The sequence below is a fragment of the Citrobacter sp. ABFQG genome (assembly GCF_004322975.1).
GTDB lineage: Bacteria > Pseudomonadota > Gammaproteobacteria > Enterobacterales > Enterobacteriaceae > Citrobacter > Citrobacter freundii.
Genome location: NZ_CP036435.1, coordinates 4,139,527 through 4,157,808 on the forward strand (window position 1 = coordinate 4,139,527; position 18,282 = coordinate 4,157,808).

The following is an 18,282-nucleotide window of genomic DNA, read 5'->3' on the forward strand; positions in this document are numbered from 1 at the left end:
GGTATAAGGGATAACGTCTGGAATCTACCACATTGCTTAGTAAAAAATAGATTTAACGACAAGATACCCAATATACATAAACACAATAGATAAAACCCCAGGTAAAACATTTGGTGCAGGAATGGGTATTCGGCATAAAGTAAATAATGCCCCAATGCCAAACCCAATGCCTGAGGATAGAATGATTTCTTTCACGTGGAATCCTTGTTTGTGAAATGAACTGGCGAGCATCCCCTCGCCAGTTAAATAATTTTAATGAGCCAATGATTTAGTCGACAATTTTTCTGGATGGTGTTGATATTTAAAGAACAACGCAAAAACAATTGCCAATGCCAAAGCATAAGCGGCAAATACCAGCCAGATAGTTTGCCAATCCTTGACGCCATCGACAGAAAAATAGTCCACCGCCATCCCGCTCAGGATTGACCCCACCCACGCACCAACGCCGTTTACCATTGTCATAAACAGCCCCTGAGCGCTGGCGCGAATGCTTGAGTCAACCTCCTGCTCGACAAAAACCGAGCCGGAGATGTTGAAGAAATCAAACGCGCAGCCGTAAACGATCATCGACATCAGCAGCAGTACAAAGCCAAACGGAGACGGATCGCCAAAGGCAAAAAAGCCAAAGCGCAGCGTCCACGCCAGCATACTCATCAGCATCACTGTTTTAATGCCAAAGCGTTTAAGGAAGAATGGAATAGTGAGGATAAAACCCACTTCCGCCATCTGCGAAACTGACAGCAAAATGGAGGGATATTTCACCACAAAGCTGTTGGCAAACTCAGGGTTACGGGCAAAATCATGCAGGAACGGATTGCCAAAGACGTTGGTGATTTGCAACACCGCCCCCAGCATCATGGCAAACAAAAAGAAAATTGCCATGCGCGGATTTTTAAACAAAACAAACGCATCCAGCCCCAGTTTACTGGCCAGCGTGGCGGACTCTTTTTTCTCTGCAACCGGAATTTTCGGCAACGTCAGCGCATACAGAGCCAGCAGCAGCGAAGCTCCAGAGGCGATATACAATTGCGCGTTGCTGAGTTCCAGGCCCATCAGACTCACCGTCCACATGGCCACAATAAAACCTATCGTGCCAAAAACACGTACAGGCGGAAATGCCGTCACCGGATCCTGGCCGGCTTTTGCCAGGCAGGAGTAGGAAACACTATTCGATAACGCAATCGTCGGCATATAGGCCATAGCATTAACTAACATCACCCAGAACATGGTATCAGAATCAGTAACCGTGGTGGCGTAGAGTAACGCGCCAGCACACACCAGGTGGCACAGCATATAAGCACGTTCGGCACGCAGCCACTTATCGGCGATGATCCCCATAATGCCTGGCATAATAATCGCTGCCAGCCCTTTCGAGCTGTAGACCATACCCACATTCGCGCCGGTAAAATCCAGGGTGTTAATCATGTAAGAACCCAGGGTAACCAGCCAGCTACCCCAGATAAAATATTGCAAAAACGACATGATTTTTAAGCGGGACGTAATACCCATTTTTTATTCCTTGCCGTGAGGTAAGGCTCCCAAAAGGAACCTTTGCTATTGTGTGTTTAGGCCAATTTGCGTAAAAAACCGCAAATCAGATTAATAAAGTTCTGACGGGACAACTCAGCCGCAGCCAGTGTCTGAGCATGGGACAGTTTTACATCTCCTAACCCTTCCGCCAGATTGGTGATCGCAGAGACGGCAACAACTTTGAGACCACAATGACGTGCGGTAATAACTTCCGGCACCACTGACATTCCGACCACATCGCCGCCAATAATCTGCATCATGCGTATTTCTGCCGCAGTTTCGAAGTTCGGCCCCGGATAAGAAACAAATACGCCTTCGGTGAGAGGGAATCCCTCCTCTGCCGCAACGGCCTGAAGAATGGCTCGGTAATCTGCATCGTAAGCATTTGCCAGCGAGAAAAAGCGATCGCCAAAACGCTCATCATTCGCTCCAACCATCGGCGTACCCGGCATAGTGTTAATGTGATCACACAACGTCACCAGACTTCCTGGGCCAACTTTAGGACGTAGTGATCCTGCCGCATTTGTACAGAACAATACTTCACAACCCAGCAATTTCAGCGTGCGAATGGCGTCGGTCATAACCTTCATACCCCGACCTTCATAAAAATGTCCACGCCCTTTCATACAAGCAACAGGAACACCCGCCAGATGACCGAGCACCAGTTCTCCAGCATGGCCGTGAACGGTGCTCACAGGAAAACCGGGAAGTTTTTCATAGGAGATGGCGACCGCATTCTCAATTTGCTCCGCCAGCGCACCTAGTCCAGAACCCAAAATAAACGCAACTCGCGGGGTAAACTCCGGTGCATATGCACGAATAATATCAACACAATACTCAGGATTATGAGAAAAAAGAGCGTGAGACATAAATATCCTTGTTCTATCGGATTAAATTTGACTCCTTTTTATAACGACCTTCGACCTGTGCTGACCAATACACTTTTCAGGTGCTATCAATAGTCATTTGATATCGATGGATTTAGATCGCTTCTGTATTAATAAAGATACAAAACAGTATTGGTAGTTATCTACTCTTTATCATAACAATATGCTGTTTGTATTTTTATAAATCACTTATTTTTAATTAATCTATTAATAACTATTGGCATAGGGAAATATGCTATGAAAAAATTCTTTACTCTGACGCTGTCATCTTTACTCATTATTCCCGCACTATCCCATGCGGAATATAAAAGTGGATTTGCCGATATCGGCCTGCATTATCTCGACTGGACATCAGAGACTACAGAAAAAACCAGTAAAAAATCACATAAAGATGACTTTGGTTATCTGGAGCTTGAAGGCGGAGCGAACTTTAGCTGGGGAGAAATGTACGGCTTCTTCGATTGGGAGAATTTCTACAATGGTCGTCACGCTAAACCCGGCAGCGAACAGCGTTACACTTTCAAAAATACCAACCGTATATATCTTGGTGATACGGGGTTAAATCTCTATCTGCATGCTTACGGAACTTATGGTTCGCCGAATCGTGCTAACTTCCATGATGATATGTTTCTCTATGGGTTAGGTTATAATTTCACAGGCAATGGTTATTGGTTTAAGCCCTTCTTTGCCAAACGTTATACCGATCAGACATATTATACTGGGGATAATGGTTATGTAATGGGCTGGGTGGCCGGATATAGCTTCTCGCTTGGCAGCGAGAAATTCAGCGTAACGAACTGGAATGAATACGAATTTGACCGCAATGAAACCTACGCGGCAGGTAATGGCGGTAAGGACGGAATCAACGGCGCAGTCGCTTTCTGGTGGAACGCGACGCCACATCTTACCGCAGGTATTCAGTATCGTTACGCAGATAATAAACTGGGAGAATCATTCCTGCAGGACGGTATTATTTATTCTCTTAAATACTTGTTCTAACACATTAGCCCAGTCGGGCAGATATTTATATCTGATACAACGGATCACGGGCGCGACCAGCGGTTAATTCACTGGCCTGCATACGCACCACGTCCCACAGCGCCTGAGCCGCGGTTGATAAAGAGCGGTTTTTACGTCGAGCCAGCATCAGTTGCCGTTCAACTACCGGCGTCAGGCGCTTAACCTGCAAGTGACTGCCCTGCGGTAAGGGGAGCGCCAGCGCGGGCAGCACACTGATGCCAATCCCCGCCTCCACCATCGGGAACAGCGTGGCGGGATGACCAATCTCCTGAACGATGTTGGCATCAATGGAAAAATGGGCCAACGCCGCATCGATCAGCGGTCGACTACCGGAAGCGTAATCCTGTAACACCAAACGTTCGTGATACAAATCCTGCCAGTTCACCCACTCACGTTGGGCTAACGGATGATCCTCGCGACACAGCAGCAGGAACGGTTCGGACAGTACGGCTTCACATTGCAGGTCGGTCACCGCTCCGGGATCAATCACAATGCCAAAATCGACTTCTCCCTGGCGAATACTTTCCAGCACCCACTGCTGGGGCCTGTCGTGCAGCACAAAATCGATCGCAGGGTAAAGCTCATTACTCTGGGCAATACACTGTGGAATAAGGTGAGCAGAGATTGTCTGGCTGGCGGCAACACGCACCGTTCCAGTTAACTGTGTCCCCACCTGGCCTGCTTCACGCAGCGTGCTGTGCAGTTCATCCAGAATACGTTCCAGCCGCGTCGCCAACTGGTACCCCGCTTCCGTCAGCACCACTTCCCGCGTTGTTCTATCTAACAACCGCACCCCCGTCTGAGCTTCAAGCTCTTTAACGCTGTGGCTGACCGCAGACTGGCTTAAGCCAATAATATCCCCCGCCCGGCTAAAGCTTTTGGCCTGAGCGACGGTAACAAAGATACGCAACTGACGCAGAGAGTAATTCATCTATTCGATTCATATATGGATGCAATAAATCAATTTTATTTCTCAAATGGAAAAACGCAAAATGTTGCTACTGAATTTCAGGAGCTTTTATGAAACTTTTTCGTATCCTTGATCCGTTCACGATTACGTTGATTACGGTCGTATTACTGGCGTCCTTTTTCCCAGCCGAAGGTGGCTTTGTGCCTTTCTTTGAAGGCTTAACCACCGCCGCCATTGCCCTGCTGTTTTTTATGCACGGGGCCAAGCTCTCTCGTGAGGCAATTATTGCCGGCGGTAGTCACTGGCGTTTGCATCTGTGGGTGATGTGCAGCACGTTTGTTGTTTTCCCGGTGCTGGGCGTTCTGTTCGCCTGGTGGGCGCCGGTTAATGTTGACCCGATGCTGTACACCGGTTTCCTGTACCTGTGTATTTTGCCGGCCACGGTGCAGTCGGCAATCGCCTTTACGTCGCTGGCGGGGGGGAACGTTGCCGCCGCCGTGTGTTCCGCTTCGGCCTCCAGCCTGCTGGGTATTTTTCTCTCGCCGTTGCTTGTTGGCCTGGTCATGAATATGCATGGCGCAGAAGGCAGCCTGGAGCAGGTGGGGAAAATCATGCTGCAGCTGCTGCTGCCGTTCGTACTGGGACATCTTTCGCGTCCGTGGATTGGTAACTGGGTGTCCCGACATAAAAAATGGATTGCAAAAACGGATCAATCATCCATTTTACTGGTGGTTTACTCCGCCTTCAGTGAAGCCGTGGTTAACGGGATCTGGCACAAAGTGGGGATTGGCTCACTGCTGTTTATCGTGGTGGTCAGCATCGTATTGCTGGCAATCGTGATTGGCATCAACGTCTTTGTTGCGCGTAAATGCGGCTTCAACAAGGCCGATGAGATCACCATTGTCTTTTGCGGATCGAAAAAGAGCCTGGCGAATGGGATCCCAATGGCAAATATTCTGTTCCCGACGTCAGTGATAGGAATGATGGTGCTGCCGCTGATGATCTTCCATCAAATTCAGTTGATGGTTTGTGCGGTGCTGGCACGTCGCTACAAGCAACAGACGGACGCATTACAGGCGCAGCAGAAAAGCCGCGCCGCAAAGGCTTAAAGTGGGCGTTTCAGGGGCTGCACCAGTTGCGTCAGCCCTTCAGTTTTAATCAGCAGCGTGATTTGCATCAGTTCGCCGAGCTTGCCCGGCGGGAATTCATCCTTACGGGCAAACCACAGCAGATACTCTTCCGGTACATCAATCAGCCGACGCCCTTTATATTTGCCAAAGGGCATCACGGTATTGGCGATTTCAACCAGCTGCTCTTTTTCCATCTCAGGCACCCAGTAAGCGGATCATTTCAGCTTCGTCGATCACTTCAATGCCCAACTCCTGCGCTTTTGCCAGTTTAGAGCCCGCCGCTTCCCCCGCAATCACTAGATCGGTTTTCTTCGACACGCTACCGGCCACTTTTGCCCCCAGCTCGGTCAGTCGTGCTTTGGCATCATCGCGTGACATCAGGCTCAGGCTCCCGGTCAGCACCACCGTCTTACCCGCAAAGGGGCTGTCGATTTCTTCAGCGTTGATAACCACCGGCGCTGGCCAGTGAATCCCCTGCTCCAAAAGCTGGACGATCACCTCGCGGTTACTCTCTTCGGCAAAGAAATTAAACACGTGGGTCGCCACCACGATGCCGACATCCGGCACTTTTTGCAGCTCTTCAACAGAGGCGGCTTCCAGCGCGTCGAGCGTGCCGAAATATGCAGCCAGACCTGCAGCCGTCGCTTCGCCGACTTCACGAATACCCAGCGCATAGAGGAAACGGGCAAACGTGGTCTCTTTCGCTTTTTCCAGCGCATTCACTACGTTTTGCGCCGACTTCGGCCCCATGCGATCAAGACCGGTCAGCTTACCTGCGGTCAGCGTGAAGAGATCCGCTGGCGTGTGGACATACTCTTTCTCGACCAGTTGATCGATAATTTTGTCGCCCATGCCGTCGACGTCCAGCGCACGGCGGGAAACGAAGTGTTTCAATGATTCCTTCCGCTGTGCCCCGCAGATTAAACCTCCGGTACAGCGAGCAACCGCTTCGCCTTCCACACGCTCAACGTCAGAGTTGCATACCGGACAGTGGGTGGGAAACTCGATTTCGCGGGTATCGTCCGGACGCTCGGAAATCACGACGTTCACTACCTGCGGGATGACATCGCCCGCACGGCGAATGACGACTTTATCGCCAATACGCAAACCAAGACGCTCAATTTCATCCGCATTGTGCAAGGTGGCGTTACTGACCAACACCCCGGCAACCTGAACTGGCTCAAGGCGGGCGACAGGCGTAATCGCCCCTGTACGTCCAACCTGAAACTCAACATCGCGGACAAAGGTCATCTGCTCCTGTGCCGGGAACTTAAAGGCCACCGCCCAGCGCGGCGCGCGAGCAACAAAGCCCAGTTGCTCCTGCAACGCCATGGAGTTGACTTTAATCACCACGCCGTCGATATCGAAGCCCAGCGTCGGTCGGTCTTCTTCAACCTTATGATAGTAAGCAAGTACTTCCTCCGGAGAGTCGCAAAGCGCCACTCTGTCGCTCACCGGCAATCCCCACTCTTTAAATTGCAGCAGACGGCCCAGATGGGTATCGGGCAACACACCACCTTCCAGCACACCAACGCCATAGCAGAAGAAAGTAAGCGGTCGCTTCGCTGTGATACGCGGATCGAGCTGGCGTAATGACCCAGCCGCCGCATTTCGCGGGTTAGCAAACACTTTGTTGCCAGTACGGCGGGCCTCTTCGTTGATTTTTTCAAACCCTGCCTGCGGCAGGAACACCTCGCCGCGCACTTCCAGACGCGTCGGAATGTTATCGCCGCGCAGTTTTAACGGGATCGCACGAATGGTGCGCACGTTCGAGGTAATGTCTTCCCCGGTGGTGCCATCGCCGCGCGTTGCGGCGCTAACCAGCACGCCGTTTTCATAGAGAATACTCACCGCCAGCCCGTCAAGCTTCAGCTCACAGCACCAGGTTAGTTTGTCCGTACTCTTCAGTCGGTCCTGTACGCGCTTGTTAAAGGCGAGAAAACTCTCTTCATCAAACACGTTATCCAGCGACAGCATCGGCACTTCATGGCGAATCTGACTGAACGCCGTTAACGGGGCGGCGCCAACGCGTTGAGTTGGCGAGTCAGGGGTAATAAGGTCCGGATGCTGCGCTTCCAGCTCGCGGAGTTCGCGCAGCAGACGATCGTATTCCGCATCGGGAATTTCCGGCGCGTCCATCACATGGTAGAGATACTCATGATGGCGAAGCGTGGTTCGCAGTTCTGTCAGTTGTTGTTCGATTGATTCCATATCGCACCATCAATGATAAAAAACCCCCGACAGGCGGGGGTTTAGCAAGGAGATGTCACGCCAAAGGAGAATCAGGCGCGAGATTCTTTAACTTCGCGGATGCGGTCCTGATACTCGCGCAGTTTCTGCGGCGTCATCATGCGACGTTGATCGTCAAGCACCACACCACCCACTTCATCGGCGATGTGCTGTGCGGACTGCAGCATCAGCTTAAAGTTTTGCAGCTCGTCCCCATAGGACGGAACCTGCATAAAAATAGTTACGCCAGGGGTGCTGAAATCACCCGTCATTTCGGGATCAAACGTTCCTGGGTTAACCATATTGGCAAGGCTGAACAGCGACGGACCGCTGCCATCCGGGCTCAAATGACGATGGAAAATATTCATATCGCCAAATTTAAAACCGGCTTGCTGAATGCTATTGAGCAGCACTTCGCCGTTGAGCTCGCTACCGTGATGCGCCGCAACGTTCATAATAATGACCGCTTCTTTACGCTGCGGTTTTTCAGCAGCAGGCGCTTCTTCAACTACCGGCTCAGGCTGCGGTTGATGTTCAACGGCAGGCTCTGCGGGCTGGAAAGTCTGCGGCGCAGGTTGCGGTGCTTGCTGCACGGGCTGCTGAACCTGCGGAGCAACGGGCTGATGCTGCATCGGCTGCTGTACAGGTTGTTGCTGAACAGGCTGATGTTGCACCGGCTGCTGCGGTTGTACAGGCTGCGGCTGAGCATGCGGCGGCGGTACCGGCGCTTGTGCAGGCTGCTGCGCGGGTTGACGCGGCTGAGCCGACGCATAAGGCGGCTGGTACTGGTGTTGCGGCGACTGAGGAGGAACACCATGTTCCTGCGCGTTACCGGGAGCATGATTCACACGATGAACGCGAACTTCGCCCACGCCTTCGTCTTCCTCGACATTGTCGTCGAACGAATCCTCGTCTTCACGTTTAGACTTCATGCGTTTCAGTGGGCGATCGCGGAATATAGAAGACCGCTCTTTACGGCTAGTCCAAAAACCATGTACCAGTAAAGCGATTATGGCGATCGCGCCAACAATGATTAATATCAGACGCAAATCCTGCATCATTATATTCTCTGTTGTTCTAACACCTTGCCACCACGGCAAACATTTACTCACTAAGAGTATTTGTCGATTACGCCAAGTGCAAGTGCACTCTTGGCTTTCACGGCATAAAGATGAACAAAATTGTGCTTTTTGCTGTTTTTTCGAACATTTCTGAACAGCTTAACGCTCAACAACCCGGTAAGATACGCAAAGTTTACCAGAGCTTTTATAACAAGGAGTATGTCCTGACCATGGTTTCATCATCTGCAGTCGTACCTCGCAGCGGCCTTTATTACTTTTCACAGGGATGGAAGCTCATCACCCAACCGGGCATTCGTCGCTTTGTCATCCTGCCTTTGCTGGTGAATATCCTGCTGATGGGCGGCGCATTCTGGTGGCTATTCACACAACTCGATAGCTGGATCCCCGCGCTGATGAGTCACGTCCCTGACTGGCTTCAGTGGCTCAGCTACTTGCTGTGGCCGATTGTCACTATCTCCGTACTACTGGTGTTCGGCTACCTCTTTTCCACCATAGCCAACTGGATTGCCGCGCCGTTTAACGGTCTGCTGGCTGAACAACTGGAAGCGCGCTTAACGGGCGCAACACCGCCTGACACCGGTGTTCTCGGCATCATGAAAGATGTTCCCCGTATTATGAAACGTGAATGGCAAAAGCTGGCGTGGTATCTCCCGCGCGCCATCGTATTGCTGATCCTCTATTTCATTCCGGGTATTGGGCAGACCGTCGCCCCGGTGCTGTGGTTCCTGTTCAGCGCATGGATGCTGGCCATTCAGTACTGCGATTATCCGTTTGATAACCATAAGGTGCCTTTTAAGGAGATGCGCGTCGCGCTGCGTACACGCAAGGTCACCAATATGCAATTTGGCGCATTAACCAGTTTGTTCACCATGATTCCGGTGCTCAATCTGTTCATCATGCCGGTCGCGGTTTGTGGTGCCACGGCGATGTGGGTAGACTGCTATCGTGCTAAGCACGCGTTATGGAAGTAATGCAAAAATGTGTAAAAGCGGGCTGGCTTATGCCCGCTCTTATTCCATACTGCAAGGCATTATTTCCCATCAGCATATAGATATGCGATTTCCTTACTTCCCCATACTTTCTCAACAGGTATGCTGAAGCGGTATCCCAATTTCATACAGTTAAGGACAGGCCATGAGTAAGATTTTTGAAGACAACTCGCTGACTATCGGTCATACGCCGCTGGTTCGACTGAACCGTATCGGTAACGGACGCATTCTGGCGAAGGTGGAATCTCGTAACCCGAGCTTTAGCGTCAAATGCCGTATCGGTGCCAATATGATTTGGGATGCCGAAAAACGTGGTGTACTTAAACCGGGTGTTGAGCTGGTAGAACCGACCAGCGGCAACACGGGGATTGCGCTAGCCTACGTTGCCGCAGCCCGCGGTTACAAACTGACTCTGACCATGCCGGAAACGATGAGCATTGAGCGCCGCAAGCTGTTGAAAGCTCTGGGTGCGAATCTGGTGCTGACCGAAGGCGCAAAAGGGATGAAGGGTGCAATCCAGAAAGCGGAAGAAATTGTCGCCAGCGATCCGGAGAAGTTCCTGCTGCTGCAGCAGTTCAGCAACCCGGCGAACCCGGAAATTCACGAAAAAACCACCGGCCCGGAAATCTGGGAAGATACCGATGGCCAGGTTGATGTCTTTATTTCCGGCGTCGGTACCGGCGGTACATTGACTGGTGTGACCCGTTACATCAAAGGCACTAAAGGCAAAACCGATCTGATCACCGTCGCGGTTGAACCTACCGACTCCCCGGTTATCGCCCAGGCGCTGGCGGGTGAAGAACTTAAACCGGGCCCACATAAAATTCAGGGGATTGGCGCGGGTTTCATTCCAGGCAACCTTGATCTGAAACTTATCGATAAAGTCGTCGCCATCACCAATGATGAAGCAATCTCTACTGCGCGTCGCCTGATGGAAGAAGAAGGTATTCTGGCGGGCATTTCTTCCGGCGCTGCTGTTGCTGCCGCGCTTAAGCTGCAGGAAGATGAAACCTTTACCAATAAGAATATAGTGGTTATTCTACCGTCATCGGGTGAGCGTTATCTGAGCACTGCACTGTTTGCCGATCTCTTCACAGAGAAAGAACTGCAACAGTAATGCCAGCATGTTAAAAACGCGTAAAAAAGCACCCATTTGGGTGCTTTTTTGTGGCCTGCTTCAAAGTTTCAACTCGCCTGGCATTGATTCAACCCACCAGAACTGGTATTTAACCAAGCTAATTATTTTGATGCGCGAAATTAATCGTTACAGGAAAAGCGCTAGCTGAATCGATTTTATGATTTGGTTCAACTCTTCCTTTCGCGGCATAATGTTTAATGACGAACGAAACGTCAGCGGCAAGAAGTTGCCAGCAACGGATTGCACCGAACTCCTTTTGTGTCGCGTCCAGTTTACGCCGATGCTAACAATACAGGCTAAAGTTGAACCGCCAGGCTAGACTTTAGTTCCACAACACTAAACCTATAAGTTGGGGAAATATAATGTTCCAGCAAGAAGTTACCATTACCGCTCCGAACGGTCTGCATACTCGCCCTGCTGCTCAGTTTGTTAAAGAAGCAAAAGGCTTTACTTCTGATATTACTGTGACTTCCAACGGCAAAAGCGCTAGCGCCAAAAGCCTGTTTAAACTGCAGACTCTGGGCCTGACTCAGGGTACCGTTGTTACCCTGTCCGCAGAAGGTGAAGACGAGCAGAAAGCAGTTGAGCATCTGGTTAAACTGATGGCTGAACTCGAGTAAGTTCAACGAGTTCTTTTAAATATCAGTCACAAGTAAGGTAGGGTTATGATTTCAGGCATTTTAGCATCCCCGGGTATCGCTTTCGGTAAAGCATTGCTACTGAAAGAAGACGAAATCGTCATTGACCGGAAAAAAATTTCTGCCGACAAGGTTGATCAGGAAGTTGAACGTTTTCTGAGCGGTCGTGCCAAGGCATCTGCGCAACTGGAAGCGATCAAAACCAAAGCTGGTGAAACGTTCGGTGAAGAAAAAGAAGCCATCTTTGAAGGGCATATCATGCTGCTCGAAGATGAGGAGCTGGAGCAGGAAATCATAGCCCTGATTAAAGATAAGCACATGACGGCTGATGCAGCCGCGCATGAAGTTATCGAAGGTCAGGCCACAGCCCTGGAAGAGCTGGATGATGAATACCTGAAAGAACGTGCGGCTGACGTACGTGACATCGGTAAACGCCTGCTGCGTAACATCCTGGGTCTGGCAATTATCGACCTGAGCGCTATTCAGGAAGAAGTTATCCTGGTAGCCGCAGACCTGACCCCGTCAGAAACCGCACAGCTGAACCTGAACAAGGTGCTGGGTTTCATTACTGACGCGGGCGGACGTACTTCCCATACCTCTATCATGGCGCGTTCTCTGGAACTGCCTGCCATCGTCGGTACGGGTAGCGTCACCTCTCAGGTTAAAAACGACGACTATCTGATTCTGGATGCCGTAAACAATCAGGTTTACGTCAATCCGACCAACGACGTTATCGAGCAACTGCGTGCCGTTCAGGAGCAGGTTGCAACCGAGAAAGCGGAACTCGCTAAGCTGAAAGATCTGCCGGCTATCACGCTGGACGGACATCAGGTTGAAGTTTGCGCCAATATCGGTACCGTTCGTGACGTTGAAGGCGCTGAACGTAACGGCGCTGAAGGTGTGGGTCTGTACCGCACCGAATTCCTGTTCATGGACCGTGATTCGCTGCCAACTGAAGAAGAACAGTTTGCTGCGTATAAAGCCGTTGCTGAAGCCTGTGGCTCTCAGGCGGTCATCGTTCGCACCATGGACATCGGCGGCGATAAAGAACTGCCGTACATGAATTTCCCGAAAGAAGAGAACCCGTTCCTGGGCTGGCGTGCCGTGCGTATCGCCATGGATCGTAAAGAGATCCTGCGTGACCAGGTTCGCGCGATTCTGCGCGCCTCTGCTTTCGGTAAACTGCGCATTATGTTCCCAATGATCATCTCTGTTGAAGAAGTGCGTGCACTGCGCAAAGAGATTGAAATCTACAAACAGGAACTGCGCGACGAAGGTAAAGCATTTGACGAGAGCATTGAGATTGGCGTGATGGTGGAAACACCGGCTGCGGCAACAATTGCGCGTCATTTAGCCAAAGAAGTTGATTTCTTTAGTATCGGCACCAATGATTTAACGCAGTACACCCTGGCAGTTGACCGTGGTAATGATATGATTTCACACCTTTACCAACCAATGTCGCCATCTGTGCTGACGCTGATCAAGCAAGTTATTGATGCTTCTCATGCTGAAGGCAAATGGACTGGCATGTGTGGTGAGCTTGCAGGCGACGAACGTGCTACACTTCTGTTGCTGGGGATGGGTCTGGACGAATTCTCTATGAGCGCCATTTCTATCCCGCGCATTAAGAAGATTATCCGTAACACGAACTTCGAAGATGCGAAGGTGTTAGCAGAGCAGGCTCTTGCTCAACCGACAACGGACGAGTTAATGACGCTGGTTAACAAGTTCATTGAAGAAAAAACAATCTGCTAATCCACGAGATGCGGCCCAATTTACTGCTTAGGAGAAGATCATGGGTTTGTTCGATAAACTGAAATCTCTGGTTTCTGATGATAAGAAAGACACCGGAACTATTGAGATTGTTGCTCCGCTCTCTGGCGAGATCGTCAACATCGAAGACGTGCCGGATGTAGTTTTTGCTGAAAAAATCGTTGGTGATGGCATCGCTATCAAACCAACCGGTAACAAAATGGTTGCTCCTGTTGACGGCACCATCGGCAAAATCTTTGAAACCAACCACGCTTTCTCTATCGAATCCGACAGCGGCATTGAGCTGTTTGTTCACTTCGGTATTGATACCGTTGAACTGAAAGGCGAAGGCTTCAAACGCATCGCTGAAGAAGGTCAGCGCGTGAAAGTGGGCGACCCGGTTATTGAATTCGATCTGCCGCTGCTGGAAGAAAAAGCCAAGTCTACCCTGACTCCGGTTGTTATCTCCAACATGGACGAAATCAAAGAACTGATCAAACTGTCCGGTAGCGTGACCGTGGGTGAAACCCCGGTTATCCGCATCAAGAAGTAATTCTTGCGTAGGCCGGATAAGGCGTTTACGCCGCCATCCGGCAATCAGGCAGTACCTTGCCGGATGGCGCTACGCTTATCCGGCCTACAAAGAATCTCGTATCGTAGGCCGGATAAGCGTAGCGCCATCCGCAATTAAATGTGTGCAGTCACCGGGCGATAACACGCCTCGCGCATCAGGATTTTCATGCCCTCCGGCCCGCTCTCCAGCATCCGTCGTTCCGAATCCGCCACTAACAACTCACAGTCGTAACCACCCGCAATGCCGAACATAGCCCGCGCCACGCAGATATCTTCCAGCGCCGCTGTCCCGCAGGTATCAAAGTGTCCAACCATACGCCCATTCTGACGAACCACCAGCCGGTAACTCTTCATCGCGCCTCCCCTGCCGGTGGCAGAATTAATTCATCACAACCGCACTGGTGCGTCCACGTCATCACGTCCAGCACCCGCTGTGCAGCATCGTGCGTCGCGGTCGTCAGCGCTTTCCCCATCACAAGGCCGCTCACCAGCTCGGCACAGAACAGATCGCCAGTCCCCTTCAGATCCGTTTTCACTCGCGGATGAGCTAACACCTCAACCGTTTCAGCCGTCACCACCGCAACATGAATAATCTCTTCCGTATCCCCCGGCGCACTGGTGATCACCACCCATTTGAGGGTGTCGGTGAGCAGTGATTGTGCCGCCGTAATGGCTTCATCAAGCGTACGACACGGCTTTCCGCTCAGCATTTGCAGCTCAAACACATTTGGAGTCAGCCCCTGAGCCAGCGGCAGCAGGTGCTGACGATAAGCCTCCGGAATTTCGGCTTTAACATACATACCGCTATCCGTATCGCCAATCACGGGGTCGACCAAAATGCACAGGTCCGGATGCGTGGTCAGAACGGTTTTCAGCCACTGTGCCAGCAAGGCGATTTGTTCCGCGCTGCCCATGTACCCTGTCGTCACCGCCTTTAGCTCGCGCAAGGCATCACGCTCGTTTAAGGCGCGGAGATAACCGCTAAACCAGTCTGCTGGAATAACGCCGCCGTAGAAGGTTTCATAATGCGGGGTATTACTGAACAGCACCGTAGGTACTGCCGTCACGCGTAACCCCTGCGCTTTAATGGCCGGGACGGCGATGCTGTTACCTACGCTGCCATAAACCACCTGTGACTGAACGGCGACGATATCGGTCTGTAACGCCCGATGCGTGTCGTCGAAGAGCACTGACTGGATATCACTCTCCTGCTCCATAAATTTCTCCTCTCGCTGGACAGCGGGTCTACGCCTCACTATTATCGTCATATGCTAAAATTCATTTTGTCATAGGTCAATAATGATCGACGGAAAAACCGCTAACGAAATTTTTGACAGTATCCGTCAACATGTCACTACAGGCACGCTGGCAGTGGGAGAAACGTTACCGCCAGTGCGGGAACTGGCAACGGAATTAAACGTGAACCGCAATACTGTCGCGGCGGCTTACAAACGCCTGGTCTCCTCCGGGTTGGCACAGAGCCTGGGACGCAACGGTACGGTGATTAAGGGGATTACTGCCCCCGTAGCACTGGAAGGTGGTAATCCGGATACCCCGCTTATCGATCTTTCCGGCGGTAATCCAGCGCCCTCGCGACTTCCTGACCTGAGTAATTATTTTGCGAAGATAAATAAGAGTCCGCGCTTGTACGGCGATGCCGCTGTGTCACCTGGACTTAAGGCGTGGGCATCAGAATGGATGCAAAATGCAATGCCCGGCAAAGGGGAAATTGATATTACCAGCGGTGCCATTGATGCTATCGAACGGCTACTGTGCGCCCATTTGCTGCCTGGTGATAGCGTTGTCGTAGAAGATCCATGCTTTTTAAGCAGCATCAACATGCTGCGCTATGCCGGATTCTCAGCAAACCCGGCCAGCGTTGACCGCGAAGGCATGCTGCCGGACCAGCTGGAACTCGCGCTACAGAAAGGCGCGCGGGCAGTAATTCTGACACCGCGCGCGCATAACCCGACAGGATGCAGCCTGAGCGCCTCACGCGCGGCGCAATTGCAGGAAATTCTGGCCCGCTATCCGCAGACGCTGGTGATTGTCGACGACCACTTTGCGCTGCTATCTGCCTGCCACTGGTATCCGGTGATTGCGAAGGAAACCACGCACTGGGCGGTTGTCCGCTCGATGTCAAAAACGTTAGGACCAGATTTACGCCTGGCCATTGTGGCCAGCGATCCGCTCACTTCAGGGAAGCTACGTTTAAGGCTTAACTCCGGCAGTCAGTGGGTCAGCCATCTGCTGCAGGATTTGGCCTGCGCCTGCCTGAATGACGAGACTTACCAACACACGCTGGCGCAAACTCAGCAATTTTACGCTGCCCAGCAGCAAAAGTTGACGGCAGCTCTGCGGCGACATGGCATTGAGTTGCCCGTTGGTGACGGTCTGAATATGTGGCTACCGCTGGAAGATAACAGCCAGGCGATCGCTTTTGCGCTGGCAAAGTCCGGCTGGCTGGTACGCGAAGGCGAAGTGTTTGGCGTCAATACGCCTGCCCACGGCCTGCGCATTACGCTGTCAACATTATCAGACAGCGACATTGATAAGCTGGCGACTGATATCCATCAGGCGCTAAAGCGCTAACAGGAGAGAAAAAGTGCGAGTTCATTTTGTTATTCATGAGTCTTTTGAATCTGCTGGCGCGTATCTGCCGTGGGCTGAATCACGCGGCTATACCATCACCTGGTCGCACGTTTACGCCGGGGAAACGGTCCCTGCGAACGCGGATGGCTTCGATATGTTGGTGGTGTTTGGCGGTCCGCAGTCCCCCCGGACCACGCTGGCAGAGTGCCCGTACTTTGATTCTCAGGCCGAGCAGCATCTGATCAATCAGGCGATTGCGGCACGTAAAATTGTGGTGGGGATCTGCCTGGGTTCACAGTTAATCGGCGAAGCGCTGGGTGCGAAGGTGTGCCAGAGTCCGGAAAAAGAGATTGGTCACTACCCGATCACCCTGACCGAAGCAGGCCAACAGCATCCGTTGTTCAGCCATTTTGGTTCACCGCTTACCGTCGGTCACTGGCACAACGATATGCCTGGATTAACCGACCAGGCGACAATTCTCGCCACAAGCGAGGGCTGCCCGCGACAAATCGTACAATACGGTAATTTCGTCTATGGTTTTCAGTGCCATATGGAATTTACGGCTGATGCTATAGAAGGGCTTATTCAACACTCCGAACAAGAACTGGCGGAAGCTAAAGGCAAGCGCTTCATCCGCTCCGTTGAAGAGATGCGCGCATGGGATTATCAGCAGATGAATGAGAAGCTGTGGCAATTCCTTGATAAGCTTGTGGAAAAACGTAACGATTGATTATGGCAGGCCGGATAAGACGCTTTACGTCGTCATCCGGCGATCGTGCCGTACGTTTGCCTGATGGCTCTATGCTTATCAGGCCTACAAACTAAATCCCTGATCCCTGGTTAAAGTGCTCTTCGCCAAACACGCCGGTTGAAAGGTAGCGATCGCCACGATCGCAGATGATCGCCACCACCACCGCTCCCGGATTTTGTTCGGCCACGCGAATCGCTCCGGCTACCGCGCCGCCGGAACTAACGCCGCAGAATACACCCTCTTTCACCGCCAGCGCGCGCATGGTGTTTTCCGCATCGTTCTGATGAATATCCAATACCTCATCCACCAGCGAGGCGTTAAAAATGCCCGGCATATATTCCGCAGGCCAGCGGCGAATTCCCGGAATACTACTGCCCTCTTCCGGCTGCAGGCCAACGATGGTAACCGCTTTTTCTTGCTCACGCAGAAAACGCGACACACCGGTAATGGTGCCTGTTGTTCCCATACTGGAGACAAAGTGGGTAATACGACCTGACGTCTGCTGCCAGATTTCCGGTCCGGTGGTGGTGTAATGCGCGTACGGGTTATCCGGATTATTAAATTGGTCGAGAAGTTTACCTTCTCCGCGCTGCGCCATTTCAAGAGCTAAGTCACGCGCGCCTTCCATCCCCTGCTCTTTGGTCACCAGAACCAGTTCAGCCCCGTAAGCACGCATCGCCGCTCGGCGCTCCTGGCTCATGTTGTCTGGCATCAGCAGCTTCATGCGGTAGCCCTTCAGCGCGGCAATCATCGCCAGAGCAATTCCGGTATTACCGCTGGTAGCCTCGATCAGCACATCACCAGGCTTAATTTCTCCACGTTTTTCCGCTTCGACAATCATCGACAGCGCAGCCCGGTCTTTCACCGAACCCGCGGGATTATTCCCTTCCAGCTTGACCCAAATTTCACTGCCGTTATCCGGCGCCAGACGTTGTAGTTTCACCAGAGGCGTATTGCCAATTGTTTGTTCTAATGTGTTCATGAGTGCTGTCCAATAAAAAGCCGGGTGGCGCTGCGCTTACCCGGCCTACAAAATCACGGCATATGCGGTAGGCCCGGTA

Annotated in this window: 19 protein-coding genes; 9 read left to right on the forward strand and 10 right to left on the reverse strand. The window is 51.7% G+C overall.

The features are described 5' to 3' along the window. Nucleotides 1-36: 36 nt before the first annotated feature. From WN16_RS20420 to xapA, 3 genes are read right to left on the reverse strand one after another with little or no spacing between them, the layout of a single operon-like run. Nucleotides 37-195: a DUF1427 family protein gene (locus WN16_RS20420; RefSeq protein ID WP_003847305.1), complete on the reverse strand. Its 159-nt coding sequence runs from the start codon at nucleotides 193-195 to the stop codon at nucleotides 37-39. A gap of 57 nt (nucleotides 196-252) precedes the next feature. After that, complete coding sequence (locus WN16_RS20425; RefSeq protein WP_003847301.1) at nucleotides 253-1,509, reverse strand: nucleoside permease; 1,257 nt, start codon at nucleotides 1,507-1,509, stop codon at nucleotides 253-255. Between the two features lie 56 nt (nucleotides 1,510-1,565). Continuing rightward, on the reverse strand, nucleotides 1,566-2,399 hold the full coding sequence (gene xapA / locus WN16_RS20430; protein WP_044701743.1) for a xanthosine phosphorylase: 834 nt from the start codon (nucleotides 2,397-2,399) through the stop codon (nucleotides 1,566-1,568). Nucleotides 2,400-2,654: 255 nt separating this feature from the next. On the opposite strand from xapA, the gene WN16_RS20435 reads away from it, so the two are divergent. Then, entirely contained in the window at nucleotides 2,655-3,416 is a 762-nt protein-coding gene (locus WN16_RS20435; RefSeq protein ID WP_003847297.1) for an outer membrane protein OmpK, read from the forward strand. A gap of 25 nt (nucleotides 3,417-3,441) precedes the next feature. On the opposite strand, the gene WN16_RS20440 is transcribed toward WN16_RS20435, so the two are convergent. Next, nucleotides 3,442-4,368 (reverse strand): LysR family transcriptional regulator, encoded by a 927-nt coding sequence (locus WN16_RS20440; protein ID WP_003838572.1) that lies wholly within the window; start codon nucleotides 4,366-4,368, stop codon nucleotides 3,442-3,444. A gap of 89 nt (nucleotides 4,369-4,457) precedes the next feature. Between WN16_RS20440 and WN16_RS20445 the strand changes: the two genes are divergently transcribed. Beyond that, nucleotides 4,458-5,456 carry a bile acid:sodium symporter family protein gene (locus WN16_RS20445; RefSeq protein WP_003038103.1) on the forward strand — a complete coding sequence of 333 codons (999 nt, stop codon included), beginning with the start codon at nucleotides 4,458-4,460 and terminating at the stop codon, nucleotides 5,454-5,456. Here WN16_RS20445 and WN16_RS20450 read toward each other — a convergent pair. The 3 genes from WN16_RS20450 to zipA all read right to left on the reverse strand — a co-directional run bounded on the left by WN16_RS20450 (nucleotide 5,453) and on the right by zipA (nucleotide 8,767). Next, on the reverse strand, nucleotides 5,453-5,671 hold the full coding sequence (locus tag WN16_RS20450) for a DUF3820 family protein (RefSeq protein ID WP_003038102.1): 219 nt from the start codon (nucleotides 5,669-5,671) through the stop codon (nucleotides 5,453-5,455). The two genes, WN16_RS20445 and WN16_RS20450, sit on opposite strands and share 4 nt — an antisense overlap. 1 nt (nucleotide 5,672) lies before the next feature. Beyond that, a complete protein-coding gene (gene ligA / locus WN16_RS20455) occupies nucleotides 5,673-7,688 on the reverse strand; it encodes an NAD-dependent DNA ligase LigA (protein WP_003838570.1) in 2,016 nt (671 codons plus the stop codon). 71 nt (nucleotides 7,689-7,759) lie between these two features. Beyond that, nucleotides 7,760-8,767, reverse strand: coding sequence for a cell division protein ZipA (gene zipA / locus WN16_RS20460; RefSeq protein ID WP_003038097.1), 1,008 nt, complete (start codon nucleotides 8,765-8,767; stop codon nucleotides 7,760-7,762). Nucleotides 8,768-8,997: 230 nt separating this feature from the next. Between zipA and cysZ the strand changes: the two genes are divergently transcribed. The 5 genes from cysZ to crr all read left to right on the forward strand — a co-directional run bounded on the left by cysZ (nucleotide 8,998) and on the right by crr (nucleotide 13,858). Continuing rightward, complete coding sequence (cysZ, locus tag WN16_RS20465; RefSeq protein WP_003838567.1) at nucleotides 8,998-9,759, forward strand: sulfate transporter CysZ; 762 nt, start codon at nucleotides 8,998-9,000, stop codon at nucleotides 9,757-9,759. 163 nt (nucleotides 9,760-9,922) lie between these two features. Beyond that, nucleotides 9,923-10,894 (forward strand): cysteine synthase A, encoded by a 972-nt coding sequence (cysK, locus tag WN16_RS20470; RefSeq protein WP_003038091.1) that lies wholly within the window; start codon nucleotides 9,923-9,925, stop codon nucleotides 10,892-10,894. Between the two features lie 383 nt (nucleotides 10,895-11,277). After that, complete coding sequence (gene ptsH, locus WN16_RS20475; RefSeq protein ID WP_003038086.1) at nucleotides 11,278-11,535, forward strand: phosphocarrier protein Hpr; 258 nt, start codon at nucleotides 11,278-11,280, stop codon at nucleotides 11,533-11,535. A gap of 45 nt (nucleotides 11,536-11,580) precedes the next feature. Further along, a complete protein-coding gene (gene ptsI / locus WN16_RS20480) occupies nucleotides 11,581-13,308 on the forward strand; it encodes a phosphoenolpyruvate-protein phosphotransferase PtsI (RefSeq protein ID WP_044701750.1) in 1,728 nt (575 codons plus the stop codon). Between the two features lie 40 nt (nucleotides 13,309-13,348). Next, a complete protein-coding gene (crr, locus tag WN16_RS20485; protein ID WP_000522253.1) occupies nucleotides 13,349-13,858 on the forward strand; it encodes a PTS glucose transporter subunit IIA in 510 nt (169 codons plus the stop codon). Nucleotides 13,859-13,992: 134 nt separating this feature from the next. Here crr and WN16_RS20490 read toward each other — a convergent pair whose 3' ends face one another. Then, complete coding sequence (locus WN16_RS20490) at nucleotides 13,993-14,232, reverse strand: hypothetical protein (RefSeq protein ID WP_003038077.1); 240 nt, start codon at nucleotides 14,230-14,232, stop codon at nucleotides 13,993-13,995. After that, a complete protein-coding gene (pdxK, locus tag WN16_RS20495) occupies nucleotides 14,229-15,095 on the reverse strand; it encodes a pyridoxine/pyridoxal/pyridoxamine kinase (protein ID WP_003838557.1) in 867 nt (288 codons plus the stop codon). The genes WN16_RS20490 and pdxK overlap by 4 nt, the downstream gene beginning before the upstream one ends. An 82-nt stretch (nucleotides 15,096-15,177) precedes the next feature. On the opposite strand from pdxK, the gene ptsJ reads away from it, so the two are divergent. Continuing rightward, a complete protein-coding gene (gene ptsJ / locus WN16_RS20500) occupies nucleotides 15,178-16,470 on the forward strand; it encodes a transcriptional regulator PtsJ (protein WP_044701755.1) in 1,293 nt (430 codons plus the stop codon). Between the two features lie 13 nt (nucleotides 16,471-16,483). Then, nucleotides 16,484-17,200: a type 1 glutamine amidotransferase gene (locus tag WN16_RS20505; RefSeq protein WP_032937821.1), complete on the forward strand. Its 717-nt coding sequence runs from the start codon at nucleotides 16,484-16,486 to the stop codon at nucleotides 17,198-17,200. A gap of 91 nt (nucleotides 17,201-17,291) precedes the next feature. Here WN16_RS20505 and cysM read toward each other — a convergent pair whose 3' ends face one another. After that, on the reverse strand, nucleotides 17,292-18,203 hold the full coding sequence (gene cysM, locus WN16_RS20510) for a cysteine synthase CysM (protein ID WP_003838552.1): 912 nt from the start codon (nucleotides 18,201-18,203) through the stop codon (nucleotides 17,292-17,294). Between the last annotated feature and the right edge of the window lie 79 nt (nucleotides 18,204-18,282).